22 protein-coding genes and 1 pseudogene are annotated in these 24,838 nt (G+C 44.9%); 14 read left to right on the top strand and 9 right to left on the bottom strand.

Annotated elements, in window-relative coordinates; translation table 11 throughout:
• Positions 1 to 69: 69 nt before the first annotated feature.
• Positions 70 to 1,028, bottom strand: a pseudogene (locus H9J30_RS19910) (IS630 family transposase).
• A 306-nt stretch (positions 1,029 to 1,334) separates the two neighbouring features.
• Here H9J30_RS19910 and H9J30_RS19905 point away from each other — a divergent pair.
• The 3 genes from H9J30_RS19905 to H9J30_RS19895 all read left to right on the top strand — a co-directional run bounded on the left by H9J30_RS19905 (position 1,335) and on the right by H9J30_RS19895 (position 2,925).
• Entirely contained in the window at positions 1,335 to 1,931 is a 597-nt protein-coding gene (locus H9J30_RS19905; protein ID WP_240132582.1) for a GNAT family N-acetyltransferase, read from the top strand.
• Positions 1,932 to 2,029: 98 nt separating this feature from the next.
• Positions 2,030 to 2,494, top strand: coding sequence for a GNAT family N-acetyltransferase (locus tag H9J30_RS19900; RefSeq protein ID WP_240132581.1), 465 nt, complete (start codon positions 2,030 to 2,032; stop codon positions 2,492 to 2,494).
• Between the two features lie 35 nt (positions 2,495 to 2,529).
• On the top strand, positions 2,530 to 2,925 hold the full coding sequence (locus H9J30_RS19895; RefSeq protein ID WP_240132580.1) for a hypothetical protein: 396 nt from the start codon (positions 2,530 to 2,532) through the stop codon (positions 2,923 to 2,925).
• 52 nt (positions 2,926 to 2,977) lie between these two features.
• On the opposite strand, the gene H9J30_RS19890 is transcribed toward H9J30_RS19895, so the two are convergent.
• Entirely contained in the window at positions 2,978 to 3,871 is an 894-nt protein-coding gene (locus H9J30_RS19890) for a LysR family transcriptional regulator (protein WP_240132586.1), read from the bottom strand.
• A 141-nt stretch (positions 3,872 to 4,012) separates the two neighbouring features.
• Here H9J30_RS19890 and H9J30_RS19885 point away from each other — a divergent pair, with 141 nt between their 5' ends.
• The 4 genes from H9J30_RS19885 to H9J30_RS19870 all read left to right on the top strand — a co-directional run bounded on the left by H9J30_RS19885 (position 4,013) and on the right by H9J30_RS19870 (position 10,884).
• Positions 4,013 to 4,783 carry a TSUP family transporter gene (locus H9J30_RS19885; protein WP_240132579.1) on the top strand — a complete coding sequence of 257 codons (771 nt, stop codon included), beginning with the start codon at positions 4,013 to 4,015 and terminating at the stop codon, positions 4,781 to 4,783.
• 287 nt (positions 4,784 to 5,070) lie between these two features.
• A complete protein-coding gene (locus tag H9J30_RS19880; protein ID WP_240132578.1) occupies positions 5,071 to 6,270 on the top strand; it encodes an exonuclease SbcCD subunit D in 1,200 nt (399 codons plus the stop codon).
• Positions 6,267 to 9,323: an AAA family ATPase gene (locus H9J30_RS19875; protein WP_240132577.1), complete on the top strand. Its 3,057-nt coding sequence runs from the start codon at positions 6,267 to 6,269 to the stop codon at positions 9,321 to 9,323. The genes H9J30_RS19880 and H9J30_RS19875 overlap by 4 nt, the downstream gene beginning before the upstream one ends.
• Before the next feature lie 265 nt (positions 9,324 to 9,588).
• A complete protein-coding gene (locus H9J30_RS19870) occupies positions 9,589 to 10,884 on the top strand; it encodes a peptidoglycan DD-metalloendopeptidase family protein (RefSeq protein WP_240132576.1) in 1,296 nt (431 codons plus the stop codon).
• A gap of 342 nt (positions 10,885 to 11,226) precedes the next feature.
• Here H9J30_RS19870 and H9J30_RS19865 read toward each other — a convergent pair whose 3' ends face one another.
• The 4 genes from H9J30_RS19865 to H9J30_RS19850 form a co-directional block, all read right to left on the bottom strand.
• Positions 11,227 to 11,685 (bottom strand): hypothetical protein, encoded by a 459-nt coding sequence (locus H9J30_RS19865; protein ID WP_240132575.1) that lies wholly within the window; start codon positions 11,683 to 11,685, stop codon positions 11,227 to 11,229.
• 125 nt (positions 11,686 to 11,810) lie between these two features.
• On the bottom strand, positions 11,811 to 12,320 hold the full coding sequence (locus H9J30_RS19860) for a M48 family metallopeptidase (RefSeq protein WP_240132574.1): 510 nt from the start codon (positions 12,318 to 12,320) through the stop codon (positions 11,811 to 11,813).
• Positions 12,321 to 12,376: 56 nt separating this feature from the next.
• Complete coding sequence (locus H9J30_RS19855) at positions 12,377 to 12,814, bottom strand: DUF3010 family protein (RefSeq protein WP_011072758.1); 438 nt, start codon at positions 12,812 to 12,814, stop codon at positions 12,377 to 12,379.
• A 114-nt stretch (positions 12,815 to 12,928) separates the two neighbouring features.
• A complete protein-coding gene (locus H9J30_RS19850) occupies positions 12,929 to 14,278 on the bottom strand; it encodes a DEAD/DEAH box helicase (RefSeq protein ID WP_240132573.1) in 1,350 nt (449 codons plus the stop codon).
• A 624-nt stretch (positions 14,279 to 14,902) separates the two neighbouring features.
• Between H9J30_RS19850 and rssA the strand changes: the two genes are divergently transcribed.
• From rssA to H9J30_RS19815, 7 genes are all read left to right on the top strand, one after another.
• Positions 14,903 to 15,850, top strand: coding sequence for a patatin-like phospholipase RssA (gene rssA / locus H9J30_RS19845; RefSeq protein ID WP_240132572.1), 948 nt, complete (start codon positions 14,903 to 14,905; stop codon positions 15,848 to 15,850).
• A gap of 112 nt (positions 15,851 to 15,962) precedes the next feature.
• Positions 15,963 to 16,643: a hypothetical protein gene (locus H9J30_RS19840; RefSeq protein WP_240132571.1), complete on the top strand. Its 681-nt coding sequence runs from the start codon at positions 15,963 to 15,965 to the stop codon at positions 16,641 to 16,643.
• Between the two features lie 304 nt (positions 16,644 to 16,947).
• On the top strand, positions 16,948 to 19,065 hold the full coding sequence (nrdD, locus tag H9J30_RS19835) for an anaerobic ribonucleoside-triphosphate reductase (RefSeq protein ID WP_240132570.1): 2,118 nt from the start codon (positions 16,948 to 16,950) through the stop codon (positions 19,063 to 19,065).
• Positions 19,066 to 19,179: 114 nt separating this feature from the next.
• Complete coding sequence (gene nrdG, locus H9J30_RS19830) at positions 19,180 to 19,641, top strand: anaerobic ribonucleoside-triphosphate reductase-activating protein (protein ID WP_240132569.1); 462 nt, start codon at positions 19,180 to 19,182, stop codon at positions 19,639 to 19,641.
• A 124-nt stretch (positions 19,642 to 19,765) separates the two neighbouring features.
• Complete coding sequence (locus H9J30_RS19825; RefSeq protein WP_011072752.1) at positions 19,766 to 20,122, top strand: YibL family ribosome-associated protein; 357 nt, start codon at positions 19,766 to 19,768, stop codon at positions 20,120 to 20,122.
• Between the two features lie 262 nt (positions 20,123 to 20,384).
• Positions 20,385 to 20,996 carry a GTP cyclohydrolase II gene (ribA, locus tag H9J30_RS19820; RefSeq protein ID WP_240132568.1) on the top strand — a complete coding sequence of 204 codons (612 nt, stop codon included), beginning with the start codon at positions 20,385 to 20,387 and terminating at the stop codon, positions 20,994 to 20,996.
• Positions 20,997 to 21,230: 234 nt separating this feature from the next.
• Positions 21,231 to 21,995, top strand: coding sequence for a hypothetical protein (locus tag H9J30_RS19815; protein ID WP_240132585.1), 765 nt, complete (start codon positions 21,231 to 21,233; stop codon positions 21,993 to 21,995).
• 66 nt (positions 21,996 to 22,061) lie between these two features.
• Here the strand turns inward: H9J30_RS19815 and H9J30_RS19810 are convergent, their stop codons facing one another.
• The 3 genes from H9J30_RS19810 to H9J30_RS19800 form a co-directional block, all read right to left on the bottom strand.
• On the bottom strand, positions 22,062 to 22,511 hold the full coding sequence (locus tag H9J30_RS19810) for a hypothetical protein (RefSeq protein ID WP_240132567.1): 450 nt from the start codon (positions 22,509 to 22,511) through the stop codon (positions 22,062 to 22,064).
• Positions 22,512 to 22,724: 213 nt separating this feature from the next.
• Entirely contained in the window at positions 22,725 to 23,096 is a 372-nt protein-coding gene (locus tag H9J30_RS19805) for a VF530 family protein (protein ID WP_240132566.1), read from the bottom strand.
• A 139-nt stretch (positions 23,097 to 23,235) separates the two neighbouring features.
• Complete coding sequence (locus H9J30_RS19800; protein WP_240132565.1) at positions 23,236 to 24,684, bottom strand: carbon starvation CstA family protein; 1,449 nt, start codon at positions 24,682 to 24,684, stop codon at positions 23,236 to 23,238.
• Positions 24,685 to 24,838: the final 154 nt, after the last annotated feature.

The following is a 24,838-nucleotide window of genomic DNA, read 5'->3' as shown; positions in this document are numbered from 1 at the left end:
TCCGGCGTATAGACACCATTTTTAAAGTTTCATTTCAGCTATTTTAAAAATCAGTAATACCAATCCGCATTAGATATTGCCCACTTTAGCCCAATCTCTTGTGCACAAACTTTTTACCCTGTTCTTGCACTGAATAAATGTATTCCAAGCACTGCAACACTGCTCAACGATATAGTTATACCCTTTAAAACATCTATTGGCTAAACAGTGCTGTCTTAGCCATTGCCATACCTGCTCTATTGGATTCAGCTCTGGAGAATAGGGAGGTAATTTGAGGACTGATAAATTAGCAAAATCTTTGGCTATATCGTCCGTATGCCACCCCGCGCCATCAATGATAACAAGAGCATACCTATCCGAGTGGGTTGCTTCTGAAATTTGCTTCAAGTGTTGTCGCATCGACTCCAGGTTAACAAAGGGAGTGACCAACGCTTCTGTTGCCCCCGTTGATGGGCAAACAGCCCCAAACAGATAAGCATATTCAAATTGTTGCTGTTTTACCGCTCTGGGGCGGGAGCCTTTTGCTGCCCACAGTTTGGTCGTTGTATTCTGCTGACCAAATCGGGCTTCATCTTGAAACCAAATATCGACACTATCTAAAGGAATATAAACAGGGTGCGTTGCGATCGTTTTTTTAAACTCAGCTTGAGCTTCTAAGGAGTGTTTTGGGTGCTTAGAGCGACTGACAATCCAACTTAAACCGATAATTTTCAATATTTTATATACATGATTTAGATGGTAATGGACATCAAACTGCTGTTCTATATAGGATTGAATATCAACGCCCGTTAATCGTCCACCTAATTCGGAGCGACTTAAATCGTCTATATATTGATAAAGAGTCCGCTTTTGCTGTGCGCTGAGTTTACTCGCATTTGTCGAGCTCATATTGGCTTTCAAACCATCAATGCCAGAATCTAAGTATTTTTTAACCCATTCATTGACATTGCGGCGACTGACCTTGAGTTGGCGTTTAGATCACAATTCAATGCGGATTGGTATAAGGCTGCGATGTGGGGATGATTCATATTTGTATGATTAAAAACTGATGACCAATTAGATCACATAATTAATATAATTGGTATAACTCAACGGCAGATTTTAATCGTATAGCAATGTACTTGAGGCACAGTCATTATTTAGTCACGAGTCGTTAACTCATTCATGAGCCACTCATTTTCATCGGTGAAGCTTAAGATAAGCTTAGCTTTATCCTGAACATCAATTTATATAATCACATTGAAAATATGGGTTTTTTTATTTTCTATAAATGTTAGGCTAGTAAAAAATGTGCGCAAGGACACACTTTTTAGAGAGCTAATGGAGACGAGATAATGGGCAATGATGATCTTTCAGCGTGTTTAAATGGTGAATATGTCGTTCTAGAGCCTTTGTCGTTATCCCATGTCGCGGCGCTTAGCCTAGCAGTTATCGATGGTGAATTGTGGCGTTTGTGGTTTACCAGTGTGCCTGAGCCGTGTGAGATGAAAGCTTATGTAATGAAAGCCTTAGCGGACAAATCCCGTGGTGAATGTTTTCCATTTGCGGTGCGGGACAAAGTTTCTGGTGAGATTGTAGGTTGTACGCGGATTTGCCATTGGGAGAGTGAACATCGCCATTTAGAGATTGGGTACACTTGGTATGCTAAGCGCGCCCAGCGCACAGGCATTAATACCGAGGCTAAACTGTTACTGCTCACCTTTGCCTTCGAAATCCTTGAGGCGATCACGGTGGAGTTTAGAACCCATTGGCACAATCAAGCTTCGCGTCAAGCTATTGCTCGTTTAGGGGCAAAGCAAGATGGGGTTTTACGGAATAATAAAATTCTTAAGGACGGCACCATACGTGACACTGTGGTTTATTCCATTATTGATTCTGAGTGGGTGGCCGTGAAACAGCATTTGCTATTTCGTTTGCAACAGCGCCCGTGAGTATAAGAGGCCATAGATGTGTAAAGCGCATATGCAATATGAGTAAATCTGGCTTGATAAAACGTCAATTCGGCTATGGACTGAAGGTTGGTTAGGTGATGGCAAATATAATTCTCCAAGCAAATGAATCCCACTGTCATGATATAGCCCCTTTATTTAATGAGTATCGGCAGTTTTATGGTTGTAAGGATGATTTAGAGGCGGGGGAGCAGTTTATTCGAGCTCGTTTGCGCGAGGGCTCATCGGTGATCTTTTTTGCGCGCTCACCCCAAGGATTAGTATTGGGTTTTGTACAGTTATATCCCAGTCATTCATCACTTCATTTAGCGCCGATTTTGATTCTTAATGATGTATTTGTCACTCAACATGCACGATGTGTTGGGCTTGGTAGGGCGCTGGTACAACGGGCAACAGATTATGCACGTAGCCAAGAAGCGCGTTATTTAGTGCTTGAAACCCAAAAAGAAAATTTACGAGCTCAGGGCTTTTATGAAGCGTTAGGGTTTGTACGTGATCAACAATTTTTAACCTACGAGCTTGAGCTAAATTCTAGGCTAAAGTAGCTTATTCTTAATCTTTAATAAAAAGGACAATATCAATGTTAAAAGGTTTTGCTGTTGCAGGTCTTATGTTGACTGTGAGCCACAGTGTGTTTGCTGATGAAGCCCAAAAAGCTTTGGCTAAAGAAGCCATTGAATGTGCAGCCTATTATCAAATTAGCTCTGAAGCGATTGGCGCCATGAATGCACCGCAAATGCAAGCGGTAGGTGAACGCTTAAAAACCTCTAAAGTTGAAGCCGAAACTCTGGCGAAAAAATACCAGTCAGAAGCTGAAGTTACCCAAGCCGTTGCCGATGCAAAAGCTCGCCAAATACAAAGCCTAGGTGGCTCTAGTAATCTCGGGGCGTTGATGGGGAAATATAAAGAGCAGTGTAAAAACTTACTGGCTGATCCACAAAAGCGCCTCGATTATTGGACAATGGCAACCATGTAAAGTGTTTTGCTATGACTGACGTAAAAACCACCTTCAGGTGGTTTTTGGGTCTTTAGCATTCATTTCGATAAGGGGCGAAGAGGTCAAGCATCCACTCGATAAATGCTTGCACTTTTAACGGCAAGCTTGGGGATTTAGGCGTGAGAAGGTAATAAACATATGGGCTGGTAAACGTTGCATGAAAGGGGATGACTAAACTGCCGTTAGCTAATTGTTCTTCAATAAAAAAGCGTGGGATCAGCGCCGCGCCCATGCCACTAGCAGCCGCCTGACTTAACATATAAAAATGCTCAACGCCGAATGTTTGCTCTTGTGTAAGCACTAACCCTACTTTTTCAGCCCAATAATCCCAGAGTTCTGGACGAGTGGTGTGTTTGAGTAAGGTGACATGATTAATATCCTCAATACATTGCAGTTTTGGGGCCAATGACGGCGCGCAAACTAAGCACAGGTCTTCATCCATGAGTTTGATGTAATTCACTCCCTTGGGCAGTTTGGTACTACTGCGGATCGCGATGTCATAACGCCCTTGGCTGAAATCAACGGCAAAGTCACCTATCGAGAGATCCACATATAAATGTGGATAGCGAGATTTAAATTGCTCCATACGAGGGATCAACCAGTTAATGGTTAAACTCGGTAATACATTAATGGCTAAGGTTTGTGGCCGAGAACCTTGGCTACGTAAATCGGCGGTGGCGCTCGACAGGGTTTGCAGCGCCGCTTGTACATGGGGTAAGTAACGTTTGGCTTCGTCTGTGAGTTCAACTTTTTTATGGAGCCGAACAAAGAGGGCGAACCCTAAAAAATCTTCTAACACTCTGATTTGTTTACTGATGGCGCCATGGGTGACGTGCAGCTCTTTGCTTGCCAGCGTTATACTCTGTAAGCGGGCGGCGGACTCGAATGCCCGTAATGCATTGAGCGGTGGCAAGCTAGTAAACATATCCATATCCGAATCAAGGTGTTTAACAAACGGTTTAGTGTGAGCTTTACTCACGCTAGCGCGACAATAACTCCTTTGCATTGATAAGGCAAACGCAGTCTAATGCGAAGCCTTAGCTCCTATAACTCAATTATAAAAATTATGGAATTTGAATTAACTCTACAAGTTGCAGTATTACTGTTTGGCGTGGCGATGGTGGCGGGCTTTATTGACTCCATTGCTGGCGGCGGAGGATTACTGACCATTCCTGCGTTAATGTGGGCAGGGCTGCCGCCAGCGGTTGCCCTTGGTACCAACAAGTTACAGGCCTGCGGCGGCAGCTTTTTTGCCAGTTTGTACTTTGTGCGTAAGGGATTGGTTGATCTCAAAACTGTCAAACTCGCGCTGTTTTGTGCCTTTATCGGCGCGGCGTTAGGCACTGTGTTGGTGCAGTTAGTGGATACCAAAATCCTCGAATTAGTATTGCCGTTTTTGATCCTCGCCATTGGTTGTTACTTTTTGTTTTCGAAGAAGGTTTCTGAGGAGGATAGGCATCAAGTCTTAACCCCTACCGCCTTTGCTTTTACTGCCGCTTTAGGTGTGGGCTTGTATGATGGCTTTTTTGGTCCGGGGACGGGCAGCTTTTTTGCGTTGGCGTTTGTTACCCTCGCGGGTTTTGGCCTCGCCAAAGCGACAGCTCACGCAAAGGTGTTGAATTTTTCGACCAATATTGCCTCGCTGATTTTTTTCGCCCTTGGCGGAAAGGTCATTTGGTTACTCGGCTTAGTGATGTTAGCGGGCCAAGCCATTGGGGCAACATTAGGATCACGTTTAGTGGTCACTAAAGGCACAAAGATCATTAAACCTTTAGTGGTGACCATGTCGCTTGCCATGAGTGTGAAATTGCTCGCCAGCCAATACCAACTGTTTTGATGATGATTTTTGGCACGAGCTTATGTAGTTGAACTGTGACCTAGTTTGCGCTAATGGTTAGCTGTTAGCGCAGTCTTCGACCTCTTTGCTGTAAATCTCTCCACTCCCATTGTATTGACTATACTCAGCGGCATTTTTTAGGATAACCTAGCATTTTTTAACGTGTTTTTAGGGCTTATTGGCGAGCCATTGGGCGACGTTATCCGACAAGCAGCTTCGACAAACAACTTAACGATAAGCATCTCGCGCCATAGCGTTGGCTTAGCATCCATTAAGGTTCAGCAGCAATGCGATTTATTCACACCTCAGACTGGCATATTGGTCGTCAGTTACATAATCAATCATTACTGGATGATCAGGCCCATGTACTTGATCAAATCGTTGCATTGGCAAAGCAGCACAGTGTTGATGCGGTGATTATTGCGGGGGACATTTACGATAGATCGATTCCACCCGCCAGTGCCGTCGCCCTGCTTGATGATGTACTTAATCGCCTTGTTAACCAATTAGGTATACAAGTGCTGATGATTGCTGGTAATCATGATGGCCATGAGCGTTTGGGATTTGCCGCGAAACAAATGGTTGCTAGCGGTTTACATATTATTGGGCCGCTACAGGCCGAATTAGTGCCTATTCGTTTAACCAGTTCCAGTGGCGATGCTTACTTTTATCCGCTGCCTTACGCTGAACCTGCCACCGTGCGCCAAGTGTTTGAAACCGATGCCAAAGGCCTTAGCGTATCGAGCCATGAAGAGGCGATGGCGTTATTGCTAGAACAGGTCCACTCCCATGATAGCCAAGGTTTACCTAAAGTGGTGGTGAGTCATTGCTTTTTGGATGGTGGCAGCGAGTCTGAATCTGAACGGCCATTAAGTATCGGCGGCGCGGATAAAATTTCCCCACGGCTGTTTAGTGAATTTGACTATGTCGCCCTAGGGCATTTGCATGGCCCGCAATATAAAGGCTGCGAACAGATACGTTACTCAGGCTCAATCCTAAAGTATTCCTTTAGTGAGCAATATCAGCATAAGTCTGTCACCTTAGTGGATATCGCTGCGCAATCTCCCGCTCAAATCCAACTCTTGCCCTTAACTGCGCTACGTGATGTGCGGATTATTGAAGGGGAATTGGCACATTTATTAGCAGTAGGGAAAACCGATTCCAAGCGTGAGGATTATCTGATGGTGAGACTTCTCGATAAGCACGCCATTTTAGATGCCATGGGCAAACTGCGCAGTGTTTATCCCAATGTGCTGCATTTAGAGCGCACGGGATTGATGGCGGGCGATCAGGCGGTGGTGCTAAATCGAGATCATATAAAAAAAGGTGAAATGGCCATGTTCCGTGACTTTTTTGCCCAAGTCTCGGGGGATGAATTAACGCCGGCGCAGCAGGCGGTGATGGAGGATATCCTAACCCAGCTTCATCGAGACGGGCTCGAACGCAGCGAAACACATCGTGACGCAAAAGAGGAGCAGGCAGAATGAAGCCACTACAACTTTCCATGTCGGCTTTTGGCCCGTTTGCGTCGACTCAGACAATTGATTTTACTGAACTTGGTGATAATCCGTTATTTTTAATCAACGGGCCAACTGGCGCGGGTAAAACGACTTTGCTCGATGGTATCTGCTTTGCGTTGTATGGAAAAACCACCGGCAATGAACGTGAAGGCAGCCAAATGCGCTGCGATATGGCCGATGATAATCTGCTTACTGAGGTGACCTTTAGTTTTAAATTAGGTCACACTGCGTATCGTATTCGCCGAGTGCCAGAGCAGGACAGACTCAAAAAGAATGGCGAGGGTTCGACAGTCCAAAAGAGCGAGGCGCAGCTGTTTAAGATCGCTCCCGATAGTACTGAAACCCTATTAGTCGCCAGTAAAGTCTCAGAGGCAACGGCTGAAATTGAAGCGTTAACGGGCTTAGACGTAGAACAATTTCGTCAGGTTATGGTACTGCCACAGGGTAAGTTTCGTGAATTACTCATGGCCGACTCCAAGGCGCGTGAGCAAATTTTTAGTCAATTATTTCAAACCCATATCTATAAACGTATTGAAGATATCTTAAAGGCGAAGGCGGCCGACATCCGCGCCTTGGTTAAAGAGCAGCGTGCGCGTCGCGATGGCATTTTACAAACCGCGGAGCTAGCGAATGACGACGAACTGGCCGCCGAGTTTAGTCGAATAGAACCAGAATTGGCGGCTGCTATCGGCGCGAAAGAACGTTGCACGGCTGAGCATCTACAGGCGCTAAAACAGCATGACAGTGCGCAGCAGCGTTTTGCTGAATTTACTCGTTTAAGTGAATTGGAATCCCAAGCCACCTTGCTTCATGAACAGCAAGCCGATATTGCAGCGCAAACGGCTCGCCTGAATGTGGCAAAGCAAGCGCAGCGTCTAAAGCCCTTATTGGATAATGCATTATCGAGGGAGCAGGAAGCGATGATTGCTAATGATCAGCGCTGCCACGCCCAAATGGCTCTCGATACGGCAAAGCTTGCGCTTGCCAAAGCTGATAGTGAAGCGCAGGAGCTTAACGGCCTAGAACAGCGCTTACGAACTCAGGAACAACTGAGCAACAGCTTAACGTCGCTAGCACCGCAATTGGCTGAGTTTGCCGATGTTGAGCAAGCATTGGCTAAGGCAAACATCTTATTGCAACAAACCAAAGTGCAGGGGCAAGAGACTAAGACGGCACTTGCAAGCTTAGTTGAGCAGCGCAGCACCTATGAAGATCAATTGCCAGCATTACAACAGCAAAGTGAGCGTCAACTCGCGACCGCACAAGCCTTGCAGCAACAGCGCCACTTACTTGAGTTGTTCAAACAATGGCAACAAATCTGCGCCAAAGTCGCCCAAACTGAAGAGTCGCTTGTACAAGCAGGATTACAAGGAAAGATGCTGAACGCGCAGCATCAGGCAGCGCTAAGTGACTATAAGTCTTTACAGCTCAACTGGTTTCAAGGCCAAGCAGCCATTTTAGCGAGGGAGCTCAAACTCGAAGAACCCTGCCCAGTTTGCGGCAGTATCGAGCATCCTCATCCTGCAACCAGCCATGATCATTTACCAACGGACGCACAGCTTCAAGCAGCGCAGGATGCCGAGGTCAATGCTCTCGAACAGCTCAGCAAAGCGAGGGCGGAGTATCGGGGGCTACAAAAACAGTTAGAAGCACAGCAATCGCAGGCAAATGAACTGGCCTCTTCGCTGGGGGATTCGGTCGAGTTACCACTTGAATCGCATCTCCATCGACTTGAAGAATTAACACGCCACGCAAAACAAGCTGAAGTCGCTACCCAAGCATTGCAGCAGTTACAGCAGCAAATCAAAGTGTTGCAGCAGCAAGAATTCGCATTGACGCAACAATTAGAGCTTGAGCGTGAGCGCTATCATCAACAAGAAGGCGAAGTGGCGCGTTTATCTGGCCAATTAGCTGAAAAGGCGCTGCGGATCCCTGAGGAATACCGCTCGCTTGCTGAGTTAAATCAAGCGATTAATGATAATCAGCAGCAGCTTGAGAAGACTCGTGGGCTAATTCATGTCCTTAGAACCGCACAGCAGCAGGCATCCGAGCATTGTGTGGCGGCGCAAACGGCGCTAGAGGCTGCAATACAACGCTGTCATAGCGCAGATGAGCAGCAGGCTCTGGTTTTGGGCGACCTTAACTCACAACTGCATTTAGCGGGCTTTACTGATAGGGACGCATTAGGGACAGCATTGTTAACCGATGAGCAAATGCAAGCGCTGGGCGAGCGTATTGAAACCTATCAGCGTGAGTGTGCCTTAAATCAATCACAGCTTGATCAGCAAAAAACTCAGCTTAGTGATGTCAGCGTACCCGACCTTGATGCCCTAGAAGCCATGCTCGCTGAAAAGCACCAACAACTTAATCTCGCTGAAGCTACATGGAGCCAACTTAATACGCGTTTCTCTTTGCTTAAACAGACACAAACTCAGCTCAGTATTGTCGATCAAAAAGCCAAAGCCCTTGAGGATGAATACGCCATTATTGGCACCTTGGCCGATGTGGCCAATGGGAATACAGGCAACAAGATTTCTCTGCAACGTTTTGTATTAAGTGTCTTACTCGATGATGTATTACTCGCCGCGACGCAGAGATTACACCTGATGAGTAAAGGTCGTTATCGATTACTGCGTAAAGAAGACAGAGCAAAGGGAAATAAGGCATCAGGGCTTGAGCTTGAAGTCGAAGACGCTTACACCGCAAAAGTGCGCCCCGTGGCGACCCTAAGTGGTGGGGAGAGTTTTATGGCCGCTTTATCTATGGCGCTGGGTTTATCAGACGTGGTGCAAGCCTATGCTGGGGGCATAAAACTCGATACGTTATTTATTGACGAAGGTTTTGGTAGCCTGGATCAGGACTCCCTCGAGCTGGCAATTCGCACCTTAATGGATTTGCAATCGACAGGGAGAATGATCGGCGTGATATCTCATGTTTCTGAGATGAAAGAGCAGATAAATACCCGAATTGATCTCTTGAAAACTTCCCATGGGAGTGAAATCAAAGTGATTTTGCCTTAGAAACATCTATGTGTAGAGTGCGTTTTTTAACTTATTGTTTTAGATATATTATTCATATAGTGCTGTAATATTTTACAACTGGATATAGAATGTACAATCAGTTTAAAGTGATAGATGACGCATGTTTTTGCTAAATAGTACTGCAAAAGTGTAAAATAGCGTTTGTCATAATCGGTTTTTTGGGATAAGTTGGGAAAATTCGGGCTTCCCATGTAGGGACTGGTTCAAAAATATAACGCAAAAACGATAACAAAAGGTGAAGGCGTTGCAGACAGGCAAACCCAATTTGGCTAATTTTCCGCAAATCCGTTTGCAGAATTTATCTTCGGCCCATAAAAATATTCTCCTTGTTGGTGGTTTATTAATCGGCGCGGCGATGCTGATGCCGAATACCAATCATGTGGTGCCGACAGCCCAACGCATTCCCGTTGCTCTCGATATTGAAACCATATTACCCCAAGTTTCTGAAACTGTAGAAACGGCTCCAATTGTTGATAATACCCCTGACTATGAGCGTATTATCGCATCAGGAGATACCTTAAGCGCTTTGTTTTCTAAGGCTGGGGTCGATCAGCAAACTATGTATAAAGTGTTAGAGGCCGATTTAAACATTCTGGCTCTTGATACTTTATTACCTGGAAACCGTATTCAATTTTGGCTTGATAATGTTGGTCAGCTGCAAAAGTTAGAACTTTATTTTAACGCCGCTCGTCAAGTCGTATTTACCCGTTATGACGATGGTAGCTTTAACGTTGAAGAAGTTAACGTTGAGGGTGTTTGGCAAAATCGTATCCTTACGGGTGATATTAAAGGTTCGTTTTACGTCTCGGCTCAAAAGATGGGCCTAGCAGCAGCCGATATTCAGCGGATTGAAGATCTACTCAAAGAAAAAGTGAATTTTGCTCGTGATCTACATGCAGGTGATACGTTTTCTGTTTTGGTAAATGATCAATATGTTGAAGGTGAAGCAACAGGTAGTAGCCAAATATTGGGTGTTAGTATTAAAACAGGACGTTCTGAAATTAGCGCCTTTCAACATACTGATGGCAGCTATTACGATGCTAAAGGACGTAGTTTAGTGCGGGCTTTCCAACGTATTCCGTTGGCTAAACAGCCTCGTATGAGTTCTCGCTTTAATCCAGCCCGTAAACATCCTATTACTGGGCGTATTTCTCCCCATAATGGTACTGACTTTTCGGTTCCAATTGGAACTAAAGTTGTTGCTCCTGGCGATGGTGTAGTGAGCTTAGTCACAGATCACCAGTTCGCGGGTAAATATATTGTGGTTGAACATGGTGGTAAATATCGCACCCGTTATTTACATCTTTCAAAGGCGTTAGTGCGTAAAGGCCAAAGGGTGACTCGTGGACAAGTGATTGCTTTATCAGGTAATACAGGCCGCTCTACCGGACCGCATTTGCATTATGAATTCCATGTAAACGGTAAGCCCGTAGACCCAATGAGAGCCGATATTCCAATGGCAAACCAGTTAGCAAATCAAGAGTTACGTAGCTTTACTAATATGGTTAAGAGTCGCCAAGCGTTAATGAATTTAGGCTAGCACATTCATTAATCCGAGCGAACCGAATATGAAAACGCCGATGAATTTGAGTTCATCGGCGTTTTCATTTGTGCAGCGTTTAGCGATGACGGCTTAAAAACGCGTGTTTATTGAACAACTAATTGTAAGGATGTGTACTCAGATAAAGGGGGGAATCTTTACTGTTTTAAAAAGCGATAAATAGAGTTAAGTTGGCAGAATTAACACGCATATAAACAACAGAAGGATAAATGCTGATATCGCCTTGTAGATTTGCCTAGTGCAGATATAAGCCAGTCACTTTCGTTACGCTGCCTTGTCTTTATCTAATTTGATTGGGGTACGGTAGTCAACTCAAACGAATTAACTGGCCTGACGTTTCTGCATTGCCTTTAACGCACATTTACACAGACGACCTTTTAAAGCTGGGCAACCTCCACAGGGGGATTTTTTATAGGGACGAAGTGCAAAACTGCGTTCAGTAGGCAATGGACGAATACGCTTAATAACGGCGGATGATAAAAATTTAGCATCATTCGCAGCACTAAAATGGGCTTTAGCTAATTTAAGTTGTTTCTTTCGGCTGGTCTTATCGAGGGTTTGGATCTGCTGTTTCGCCACATATTCGGATAATAACTGACTCAAGTGTTTACGCTGCTGTTTTTTATTTTGAGCCTGAGTCGCATGTTTTTTTTGTGTATTTGGCGAATAAAGATTTTGTAATTCGACAGGGCGATTGGATTTTGTCTGCTGCTTTTGCAGTTTCTTGGCTTGTTTGTCACACCACTTTTCTAGCTTTTTACCAATCTTTTGTTTTTTCATACGACTTTTACACGGCTTTAGTGCGGTAACGGATAAGACCGATTCATTTTAAATGAAAATTATTATCAGTCAACTATACGCAATAAATCGATGAGCAAAATGCTAACTTACTCAAATAAGCTTGTTTAGTTTGAGTAGGGAGATTGGTTAGCATCAATACAGGTTAGCAGTAAACGCAGATCGAATTCGAATTGATGGTAATCGGGCTCCATATAAGTACACAACTTATAGAAAGCTTTATTATGATCCTTCTCTTTTAGGTGGGCGAGTTCGTGTACAACTACCATTCGTAGCAAGGGTTCTGGTACACGTTTTAAGCGAGAAGATATGCGAATTTCATTCTTCGCTTTGATTTTGTTACCTTGCACTCTAGATACGTAGGAATGTAAGCCAAGTGCATGATGACTAATACTTATTTTGTCATCAAAAATCACTTTTGATAGGGGGGAGGATTGGCGTAAAAATTGATTTTTGATCCCTTGGGTATAGTCGTAAAGGGCCTTATCGCTGCGGATCTCGTGAACTTGGGGATGACGGCGCAGCAATACATCACCTAACTTGCCACTTTCTAAAAGCTGCTGAACCTGACGTTGGATATCTGGGCTATAACCGCTTATATATTTTAAGGTTTGCATGATTCTTGTTGCACATAACAGGCTTGGCGCTAAGCGATAGCGCCAAGCAAGAGCGTTTAAGCTTTACCAAAAATATGGCGATTTTGCTGAGCGTAGGCTGCCTCGAAGGCGGGCTGTTGGAAACGTTTTAAATCCAAGGTGTCGAAGTCGACATGTGGTGGATTACGCTTGTTTTGTTCTTTAATCGCAACGGGTGATAACAAGGTCACAGGCACATCGCCCAATTGGATTGCCGCTTCGAGCTTAAAGCTGGTGGCAGAACCGGCCAGCTTGCCTTTTTGCTCACGCTCAATAATCACAATTTCATCGACCTTGTAATCTTCCATTAACTTATGGAAAGCAAAGTGAAATTCACGAATTGCCTCCGTAGATGCTGACTGGGCAATGCTAAAAGACACTTTACGGCAGCTGGGTACGTTGAAGGTTTCCCCTTCGTAGCTGAGCAGACTGATGATGGCTTCGCCACCTTTTAATTCAACACCACAAATTCGCATGTTACACCTTTAACTATTTCAAATTGTTTATGTATCGCCGGTAGAATGACTCCAGCGAAACATGGATTTTAAGAGCCCAAGTATGACGGACTTGAGCCATCTTTTGCGTTATTTTCAGATCTCGTCGTCACTCTCTTGCAGCTGCTGTGCCTTAGGTTTTTTGCGCATTGGTGCATCACCGACATCAATACCCGTGATAAAGCGTTTATCACGTGATGGCGCTGCTTTAACGATGTTCGACTTGGGCTTAGATTTACCCTTTGTGTTTGCCTTGATCACACCTTTAGTCGCGACGGACTTTGGCTTATCTTTTAAACCGGTAAATTTAGGTTCGAGACCTTTAATTACACTGATTTCAAAGGTTTTTCTTAAGAAAAGTTGTACTTTTTTAAAGTTATCCCAATCCTTCGGCCCAACTAAGGATATAGCATCACCTTTTGCACCAGCACGGCCGGTACGGCCAATGCGGTGGACATATTCTTCAGCAAATTTAGGCATGTCGAAGTTGATAACCAATGAGACATTGAGTAAATCTAAGCCTCGGGATGCCACATCTGTGGTTACCAGTATTTGCTGTTGGCCACGGGCAAATTGGTCCATGATCTGATTACGTGCCGCTTGTTTTAACTCGCCACTCAAAGCGGCGGTCGCAAACCCTTGAGCCGAGAGTTTTGCGGCTAAACGTTCTGTATCGGCACGGGTGGCGGTAAAAATGATCACTTGTTTGTGTGACTCATCGCTAAGCAAACGATTGAGTAGGGCCTCTTTGTGATCTAAGTGATCGCACAAATAAATCCGCTGCGAAATATCCTGATGTTCAGCGTGAGCAGTGCCAATCGCAACATGTAATGGATTCTTGAGTAACGCTGCAGCAATCTCATTGATTTCACTATGATCTAACGTTGCTGAGAACATTAAGGTCTGACGACGTTTATGATCGGCTGCCTCGTTGATAGCTTTTAACTGTGGCGCAAAGCCTAAATCCAACATGCGGTCGGCTTCATCGAGGATTAATAGTTCTAATCCATTGAGAAATAAATTTTTTTGTTCTAAATGATCGGCGATTCGCCCAGGCGTTGCCACAATAAAATGTGGCTCCTTTGCTAGTGCTTTGGCTTGATCGTTAAAGTTTTCGCCACCCAATACACTAATCGCCTTATATTGGGTGTTAGCAACCAGTAGACGTAACTGGCTATAAACCTGATGGGCCAATTCGCGGGTCGGTAATAAAATTAATACTCTAGGATCGCGCTTACTGAGGGCGCGGGTGGAGATAACCCTTTGCAATGCTGGCAGCAAAAACGCCAAGGTCTTGCCTGACCCTGTCTTTGATGATGCCATTAAATCTTTACCTGCCAAGGCGATAGGTAAGGCTTGTTCCTGGATGGCGGTTGGGGTTGCAATCCCCATATGCTTTAAGCTTTGTAACAGACGCTGGTCCAGAGAAAAATCAGTAAACTGCAAAGGCATATCCCCTAAATCTGAGTGAGGGCAGATTATAGCGCTAAATCACTATGGTCAGCTATCTTGATCAGGCATTATCTTACGGAATCATCTAAATAGCCGCATATTTGTGTGGCATACATCAATCGATGTATTTGTCTTTGAGATCATCTTTAACTGAATTGACTCTGAACTGAGAGGATAAAAAGTGACCTTGTTGTCACTGAGCCATGATTTTCTATGCGATCGTTAAATGTATAAATGAAGGTAATCACGAGGGCGTGTTGATATTTCCTGATTCGGTTGCGTGCGTTAAGACAAGTGCATGCTCACAAAACGATGAGTGACATGTCGCTATTGCAATCCTATGGCGAGCTGTTGTTGTGAAAGAGAGAATTGACAGATGAACCCTTCGAACTGGATTTGGGGGGGCTTTTTACAGTGTTATCTTATCGTTCGTTTATGTCGAATAACCACACAGCATGGACTTTTACTTAGATAAACGCTAAAGCCAATCTCTGTAAAAATACCCTAGAAACCTCAATACGTCCTAGTAATAATAACGAATAGTGTTGTCTAATGGCTTACTGCACTCTGGAAAGTACTTAGCTTCTTCAAATCATCGATTTATTAAGGGAAATTATAATGGGCAAGGGGACTACTCCGACAATCGGCATCGCATTAGGCAGTGGCGCTGCAAAAGGTTGGGCGCATATTGGTGTGCTAAACGGACTTGCGGCGATGGGAATTAAACCTGATAAGGTGGCAGGTTGCTCTGTCGGTGCTTTGGTGGGCGCAGCGTATGCTCATAATCATTTAGCCGAGCTTGAAGAGTGGGTGCGCAGTTTCTCCAGTTGGGATGTGTTGGGGCTGATGGATATCCGTTGGCGTAAAGGTGGACTGATTGGCGGCGAAAAAGTGTTCGATGTACTGCAGTCGCGCATTGGTGATGTCAATATTGAGGATTTAGAATATCCCTTTGCAGCAATTGCCACTGATCTTTATTCAGGACAGGAAATCTGGTTCCGTCATGGTGACTTACGCCAAGCTGTTCGGGCTTCTTGCTCTATGCCAGGAATATTAGCGCCAGTTCGCCAAGGTGAACGTTGGTTAGTTGATGGCGCAGTGGTTAATCCTGTTCCAGTTTCAGTGAGCCGAGCAATGGGTGTTGATATTGTCATTGCTGTTGATTTGCATGGTTTTCACTCTGGTCGATTACAAGTTTTGCCTGTCAATATGACCAGTCACCGGGCAACAAAAGAAGACACGGAGATGCCTGCGCGCCAAGAAACCGGCTTTATGGATTTATTCGCCCGAGGGCGGGAATATGTCAGTAACTTAACCGACAAGTTTTCCCTTGGAACTAAATCTAACCCAGGCATGATTGCGGTAATGTCACAGTCGATGGGAATTTTAGAACAGCGACATAAACGTGCGCGTTTAATGGGGGATCCGCCTGATATCTGCATCGTACCTGAAGTCGCGAATATCGGCACCATGGAGTTCCATCGAGCAGCTGAAGCCATCGCAGCAGGAGAGGCCGCCGTGGCAAAAGTGGCACATTTGATTGAAGCTGCCATTTGGAAAGATTAAATTCGGTAGGACGAATGCATCTGATACTCGCGAAGTAAAGCTAGCTAATGCTTGATTGGCTTAGTTTTTGCTTTATAAACGCCACTCAGTATTAGACGCCGAATTATTGACGATGAATTCTCTCTTAAATACCCTTAATCTTAATCGCAGCAATGCTGCTGAAGCCTATGGCCTTAATAGCAAGAAGACAGATACGGGTAAAACCGAGCCGAGCACGGATGCAAACTCATCCACAAAGGAACCCTCAAAGACTGACACTAAACCGAGTGATGAGATTGCGCTGTCACCTCGGGCAGTGCGGGCACAAAAAATTCAGGCCATGTCGAAAGACTTTTTTGCCGATGGCAAATTTAGTGTGGCGGATATCCCTGCGCTAGTGTCGCGGCTTCAAAAGGACGGCATTCTTTCTGATGCCCAAGTTGAACGCCTTTCGCAAAACGGCATTACTGTGCCGAGTCAAAACCCCAATAAGCAGTCTTTGCAGGATTTTATCGACGATGAGTTAAAGTCCTTGGCTGAAAAGTCGCCAAACAGCCCGATGATCAGTACCTTAGTTGAGGCTAAAAATGTGCTGAAGAATATGGATGATGCCCATTCGCCCGTTTTGGCGCAAAAGGCAACTAAAGTGTTTGGTCAATTAACGGATTATTTGAATAGTAATCCCACCATGAGCGACAGCCAAAAACGATTATGGCAAGGTCTCAAATCGACCATGCAAGTGGCTTCATCAATGGGACTGCAGCAATCGGCGCAGGGGCAATTAAGCAGTTATCTTGCTTTGGCTAAGCGTTAAGCCTTGCTATTTTTTCTACGTCAAAACAAAGGGTTTTGATTTTTAGCATCATAGCCCTTAGTGTTGTTAAATCCTTCCATTTAGCGCCGCTATCTTGCTTTCGCGTCGAGGTCAAGGCTTAAAACTGAGATCATTGGGCTTGGCAGCAGTTCTTATTTGTTCTTTTTATCCATCCGATAAATCATGATCTGGATCATGGAATTTTAGGTGTCGATGTCGCCTAATTGCCTACATATTGTGTTTATTGATTATCAAATCACTATATGTAGTGTTAATTTTAATCAGGATGGAGAGGAACTGAACAATGCCGGTCGTGATCAAGCGGGATGGTTGCCGCACACCTTTTGATGAAACAAGGATAAGAGATGCAGTGATCGCCGCTGCAAACTCGGTTGGAATAGAGGATGCAGATTATGCCGCGACGGTAGCCGCTTGTGTGAGCGCGCGAGTGGCGAATATGGCTGAAGTTGAGATCCACCATTTACAGGATGCGGTTGAAAACCTATTGATGGAAGGCCCCTACAAGTCATTAGCAAGGGTCTACATTGAATATCGCCACGACAGGGATATTTGTCGCGATGCTACGAGCAAACTCAACTTAGAAATTCGTGGCTTAGTCGAGCAAAGTAATGCCGCTCTGTTAAATGAAAACGCCAATAAAGATTCTAAAGTCATCCCAACTCAGCGAGATTTACTCGCGGGAATTGTCGCCAAGCATTACGCCAAGAGCCATATTTTGCCTAAGGATGTAGTGGCCGCCCACGAAATGGGTGAGATCCACTATCACGATCTCGATTACTCGCCGTTTTTCCCGATGTTCAACTGTATGTTGATTGATTTGGCGGGCATGTTGACCCACGGTTTTAAGATGGGCAATGCCGAAATTGAAACCCCTAAATCTATCTCAACGGCTACAGCTGTAACGGCACAAATTATTGCCCAAGTAGCAAGCCATATTTATGGCGGTACGACCATTAACCGTATTGACGAAGTGTTAGCGCCTTTTGTGGCCAAGAGTTATGACAAGCATTATCAAGTGGCGCTGAATTGGCAGATTAAAGATGCTAAAGCTTACGCTACCGCGCAGACTGAAAAAGAATGCCATGATGCTTTCCAGTCCCTTGAGTACGAAGTCAATACCTTGCATACAGCCAATGGACAAACCCCGTTTGTGACTTTTGGTTTTGGGCTAGGAACCTCGTGGGAGTCGCGTTTAATTCAGCAATCGATGCTGAAAGTCCGCATGGCGGGCTTAGGTAAAAATCGTAAGACAGCGGTGTTTCCTAAATTGGTGTTTGCTATCCGTGATGGCATTAACCACAAAGTCGGCGATTGCAATTACGATGTAAAACAACTGGCACTCAAATGCGCTACGATGCGGATGTATCCGGATATTTTGAACTACGAGCAAGTCGAAAAAGTGACGGGGTCATTTAAAACTCCTATGGGCTGCCGTAGCTTTTTAGGCTCCTATAAAGAAAACGGTGAACTCGTGCATGAAGGGCGCAATAACCTTGGCGTTGTCAGCTTAAACTTGCCCCGTGTTGCCCTCGAGGCTAAAGGTGATGAGGCTGAGTTTTATCGTATTTTAGATGAGCGCCTATTGCTTGCCCGCCGCGCATTAGACACCCGCATCGAACGGTTAAATGGCGTTAAAGCCAGAGTCGCACCCATTTTATATATGGAAGGCGCCTGCGGTGTGCGCCTGCGTGCCGACGATGATATCGCTCAAATCTTTAAAAATGGTCGTGCATCGATTTCGTTAGGCTATATTGGTTTACACGAAACCATTAATGCACTCTATGGCACTGAAAACCATGTGTTTGATAATGGACAGCTCAGGGAGAAAGCCGTAGCGATAGTTGCGTATCTCAAAGCGGCGACCGACGCGTGGAAGGCCGAAACGGGTTATGGTTTTAGCCTTTACAGTACGCCTAGTGAGAGTCTCTGTAGTCGTTTTTGTAAGCTCGATGCACGTCAGTTTGGTGTGGTCGCGGGTGTCACAGATAAGGGTTATTACACTAATAGCTTCCACTTGGATGTGGAAAAACGGGTGAATCCTTACGATAAAATCGATTTCGAGCAGCCGTATCCTGCCATTGCCAATGGCGGCTTTATCTGCTACGGCGAATACCCCAATATGCAGCACAATATTGAAGCACTCGAAAATGTTTGGGATTACAGTTATAGCCGTGTGCCTTACTACGGCACTAACACGCCGATTGACGAATGCTATGATTGCGGTTTTACGGGGGAGTTTAGCTGTACGAGTAAAGGATTCACTTGTCCTAAATGCGGCAACCATGAGCCGAGCAGGGTATCAGTAACCCGCCGTGTGTGTGGTTACTTAGGTAGCCCCGATGCCAGACCCTTTAACCATGGTAAGCAAGAAGAAGTGAAGCGCAGGATTAAACACTTGTAACACTTTTGCCTTGTTACCTTTGTTACACTGATATAGCACAGTCGCTTAGGAGAGGTCTGTGCTTTGATCTTTAGCCAGTCTGGCGCTCACTGTATTTCGTATCGGTATTATGCAATGAACTATCAGCAATATTATCCCGTTGATGTGGTTAACGGCCCCGGTACTCGGGCGACCTTGTTTGTTTCTGGTTGTGAGCACCAATGCCGTGGTTGCTATAATCAAAGTACTTGGGATGTGCGCTCAGGCCATTTATTTGATAAGGCAATGGAAGATAATATCATTGCGGATTTACAGGATCTGCGGATCGTGCGCCGTGGTCTATCACTCTCTGGTGGTGATCCACTGTTACCCGCCAATCTTGAGGGAATATTAGCGCTTGTTAAACGCGTTAAAGCTGAATGTCCCGGTAAAGATATTTGGCTGTGGACTGGCTATGTATGGGATGACCTGAGCGATGAGCAACGCGTGGTGCTCAAGTATGTTGATGTGCTGGTGGACGGCAAATTTGAGCAAAACCTTGCCGATCCGAGTCTCCCATATCGAGGTAGCAGTAATCAGGTGATCCGTTTCTTATAAAAGCGGTAACGAGGATCGCTAACTTGCTGTTATAATCCCACACCTTGACACAGTGACCCAGAAAACAGGCCAAAGATTAGGTCAATATCGGTTGGGACTCACTAAAGTAATTTAAGGTAAAATAATGAATTTAAAGCAAGAACTGCAGCAGCTTAACGATAAGTTAGATAAGTTTCGTCGTAAACTGGCGGCGGCAGAGCAACGTGGCGATGTCGTCATTGTGGCGCAGTTTAAACGCGAGATTGAGGCTGTCACTAAGCAAATCAATAGCGTTAAAAACCAGCAGTCACGTTTATTGCAAAAGCAAGGTGTTGATATTCAGCACTTGCCATTTCATCGTGCGTTAACCAAAGCCGAGCAAGCTGATATGGGCCAACTGAAAAAGTCGGTAAAAGGCTTAGTGGTTGTGCACCCCATGACGGCTCTAGGTCGTGAAATGGGCTTAACTGAAGTAACGGGTTTTGCGCCAGCAAAGTTTTAAGTTGTATTTGTAACTCATTCAATAGGTTGCAAAATAGGTTGTTTACCCATTTTGCAGCACTTTGAATCGGCAGATTGCAGATTGAGCCGATGTGCTATTTAGCATGATGCTTAGATTTGTAGTTGATTAAATTACTAAAGTATTTCGTGATTGCTGAAAACACTTTAGAATAGGCGCTCCGTAGGCTAAGTGCCTCATCATTGTTTTGTTTATGGATGTTCCTTCCGTCTCATGGAATGAGAGTTGTCGTTAAGGTTAAGTCATGTCGATAAAATATGTCGCGACGTCAAAATTACCCACTCCTTGGGGCGTTTTTGCCATGCACGGTTTTGAAGATACTGAAACAGGCAAAGAGCATGTTGCCCTCACGTTTGGCACCCTAAGTAGCGATGAACCAGTATTAGGTCGTATTCACTCAGAATGTCTCACCGGCGATGCCCTGTTTAGCTTACGCTGTGACTGTGGTTTCCAGCTACAAACGGCGATGCAAAATATTGCCGAAACGGGCAGTGGGTTTATCTTGTATTTACGTCAAGAAGGCCGTGGTATTGGTTTGCTAAACAAGATCCGCGCCTATGAGTTGCAGGATAAAGGCGCCAATACGGTTGAGGCGAACGAGCAGTTAGGTTTTCCGGCGGATATGCGTAAATACGATATGATCCAGCCTATGCTTGAAAAAATTGGTGTGAAGCACGTACGCTTAATGACCAATAATCCTCGCAAAGTCAAAGCGATGAAAGAAATTGGTATTGAGGTTGTTGAACGAGTACCGCTGCAAGTGGGTAAAAACCGTTACAATGAAGCTTACTTAAAGACGAAATCAACCGAACTTGGGCATATGATGTCTGAGTATCATTTTACGGATGAAGAGTAGTTTTTAGGGGCATTATTTACCGATTAGGCAGAGCAAATCAGGGTGTGTTTGCGTAAATTGAAGATCACTTTCAGTCGGTTATTTGTTAATGTCTATTCTATTTCGGCGCTGTCAATGGGGATTATGTTTCCACTGCTGGCGTCGACAACACCTGTTTCGAACCTCAATCCCCCGCAAGCTTTAGTCGCATTTAGCCCCCAGTCTGTCCCAGCGTTGTCGAATATCAGTCCTGATATGCCGATTGATGGTACAAAGAATCCTAACTCTGTTTATGCTTTTGGTAGTTATCTGGGGACTGGGGTATATCGAGCCGCTGATCAAAATGCCACCGTTGTTAGTATTCCCTTGAACTTTGATTTTTTAAAGGATGACAGTAGTCAAACTTGGCTGCGGTTACCGTTATCCTTTGGCTTTTTTGATTATTTGGCGAAGGATATTACCGAGGGCGAATTACCTTCCTCGGTTGGCACCATGACGATAACGCCAGGGATTGAACATCATTGGCAGGCATCGATAAATACACGAATGGAAGCCTATCTTGATGTGGGCTTTGGAACGAATTTTGATACTGACACAAACGTGGCTATTTTAGCCTCGGGTGTGAGTACCTTGTATGATTTTACCTTAGCAGGTGAAGACAGTGTTTGGGTATCAAGACTGCGATTTGCGGGTTATAGCGAGCATGTCGGTGAGTTAACTGACCAATTTGCTGTGCTGCAAACGGGGGTTGATATTGGACTCTCACCCCGTTGGCAATGGTTGAATATCCAAATACAGCCAAGGTTATTCGCTGTTGGTTATTGGTATTTCAATGCGTTAGATTTTAGCCAAGATGCTGAGGATGAAACAATCGTTTCAGGAAGCTATGAGTTTGGTGCCACACTGGCATTTTCTAAGCCCTTAGGCGGTGATCTGCTCGGAGTTGACCGTATTGGCATCAGCTATCGAACCGGTGATGGCTTAAATATTTGGCGGTTGTTGTTTAGCCTCCCGATTTAGTCGGTTGCTTAATTTCTGCTTGAGAATCAAGTGGCTGTTGCCGCAAATGCTAAGCAGTCTCAACGGTTAGCCAGCAGCTTTTTGTGTCTCTCGCATTTTGTTATCCATTAATACCACCATTTGAGTATTAAGCTGCATAATTTGTTCTTGTAGCTGTTTACGTTGCTGTGCTGCGGCTTCGGAATTATCTCCCGCGAGCTTGGTGAGCATTTCTTGCAAGGCTTTGATCTGTTCTTTGATGCGATCTATTTGTTCATCAATGATAGACTTGGGTTCTTGATTCTCTGTACTTTCCGTTTGTTGCCTTTTTTCCGCCGCTTTTTCCCTTAAAGACGCGCCCACTTCGATGGCGAGTGCTTGTCTGCCTTTGCTTGATATATTTACGGTTTCTTGAGGATTGGACTCTGCTGGTTGATTCGCAGAGCCGTTGATTGCTGGGGTGGTTGTGATATAGGCACTGGATACTGACTTGAAGGCGCCGCTATTCGCGATGTTGTTTAATCCATTTATGTTCACGATAGGCTCCTAGATTAGTCGAGTGAGAGTTCACTAAGTTATCGGCATAGGGATAGAAAACTTAAAAAGATTATAGGTCTATAATGCATTTATTAATAATAACAGCCGGTTATTTTCGAGTGTATTAAGGGCTAGCGGATTAGCTTTGCCCTTGGTTAGCGAACCATTATCTGGCGAAGAGTCTGATAGACAGCGCGTATTTATCGTGTGAATTTAGTCGCGCTTTCCCCAAATATGGCTATTGACCTGACCCTCTACTTCAGGCGTTGGTGCAACGACTTTTGCTTGGGTTGGTTTTGAGTTCGGTTTAGGTGCCGACTTTTTTGACGGTTCTTTAGCTGGCGCCTGTATTGATTTTGCAGCTGGCAGCGGCAGTTTATTGGTCTTCAAATATAAATATTCTACTTTTTCTCGGGCCCAATCGGTTTTTCTTAAAAAACGCAGACTTGATTTGATACTTGGATCTTCGGTAAAACAGCGGATCTTGATGCGAGCGCCAAGTTCTTCCCAGCCATAATGCTCGACGAGTTGCGTGATTATGGTTTCCAGTGTGATGCCATGTAATGGGTTATTGGTTTGAGTCATCTTGTATAAACTGCCGTGAACAATAACGAGATTATACCAGTATTATCCACATTGGCTTAAGGTGATGGATAAAAAAACGGGCACTCATGGGTGCCCGTTGGATTTTTGTCGCGCTAATTCTAGTACATACTGCTAGAAATTAGGCTTCATCAGGTAATTCGCTGTCACTATCAACCTCGCCTTTGCCTTTGGTTTTCACAATCAGCAATCCGGTGAGCACTAAGGTTGAAATCACGCCTGCAACGGTAGACAAGGTCATAGGTAAGCCTGCGCCTAAGGTGGCAGAGTTTAGCAGGAAGGCGATAACCACAGTCGTCATAAACATGGCCGGAATCGTAGTGATCCAATGCAGTTTATTGTGGCGCAGTAGATAAGCTGAAGCAGTCCAGAGCATTAATACTGCAGTGGCTTGGTTAGCCACACCAAAGTAACGCCAGATCACGCCAAAGTCGACTTGAGTCAGTAAGCCACCAATCACAAACAATGGAATAGCCAGCACTAAACGTTTTGGCAAAGATACCTGTGGCATTTTAAAGAACTCAGCCAAAATCAGACGAGCAGAGCGGAATGCGGTATCGCCAGAGGTAATCGGCAGAATAATTACACCTAGGATAGCCATAAAACCACCCACAGCGCCTAACAAACCTGTCGATGCTTCATATACCACGTTTGCAGGGTTACCGGCCATGCCGGTGTTTAAACCTTCAACACCATGGAAGTAAGACAGGGCAATAGCACACCACAACAGGGCGATAACGCCTTCACCGATCATGGCGCCAAAGAACACGAAACGGCCATTCTTTTCATTTTCAACACAACGAGCCATGAGTGGTGATTGCGTGGCGTGGAAGCCTGAAATCGCTCCACAGGCAATAGTGATGAAGAGGGCGGGCCATAATGGCATATCGTTAGGGTTTAAGTTTTTGAAAAAATCACCCGCTTGCACATTCGGAAGCAGCGTATGTTCGCTAGAAAACATAATCGCAAAGGCCAAGCCGAAGGACATGAAGAATAGCAGTGCGCCGAAGAAGGGATAGAGGCGGCCAATAATCTTGTCGATAGGTACTACTGTGGCAATCAGGTAATAAACGAAGATGATGCCTACGAAGATACTCACATCTAAGCCCGTCAGCTTACCTAACAAACCCGCTGGTGCAGAGATAAACACTACACCTACCAGCAGCAGTAAGACGATGGCGAACACGTTCATAAAGTGTTTAGCACTTTTACCTAAGTACTTGCCCGCAAGGTTTGGGACTGATTGGCCACCATTACGTACTGATAACATGCCCGAGAAGTAATCGTGTACGGCGCCACCGAAGATACAGCCGATCACAATCCACAGCATTGCTGAAGGACCGTAGAGCGCACCTAAGATTGGACCGAAGATTGGACCTACACCCGCAATATTGAGTAATTGGATTAAATAGACTTTGCCCTTTGACATCGGAACAAAGTCCACGCCGTCAGTTTGGCTAAATGCCGGTGTTTGACGTTTTTCGTTGATACCAAATACTTTTTCAACAAAAGTACCGTAGATAAAGTAGCCGCCGATCAATAGACCGACGCAGAGCAGGAACCACATCATTTTAGTTATCTCCCCATTTTGAGTTGTGCAGAGTGTAAACAAGTTGTTTACATAAAACTGGGCAAACTGGGTGAGAGGTCGATAATGCTGACTCAGCGGCTATAGAATGGAGCGAGCGGTTGCATACGTATATCAATCATCAGTATTAACCGCC

Origin of the sequence: Shewanella cutis (assembly GCF_022410515.1) — a bacterium.
GTDB lineage: Bacteria > Pseudomonadota > Gammaproteobacteria > Enterobacterales > Shewanellaceae > Shewanella > Shewanella cutis.
This window is presented reverse-complemented; position numbering and strand designations above follow the sequence as displayed.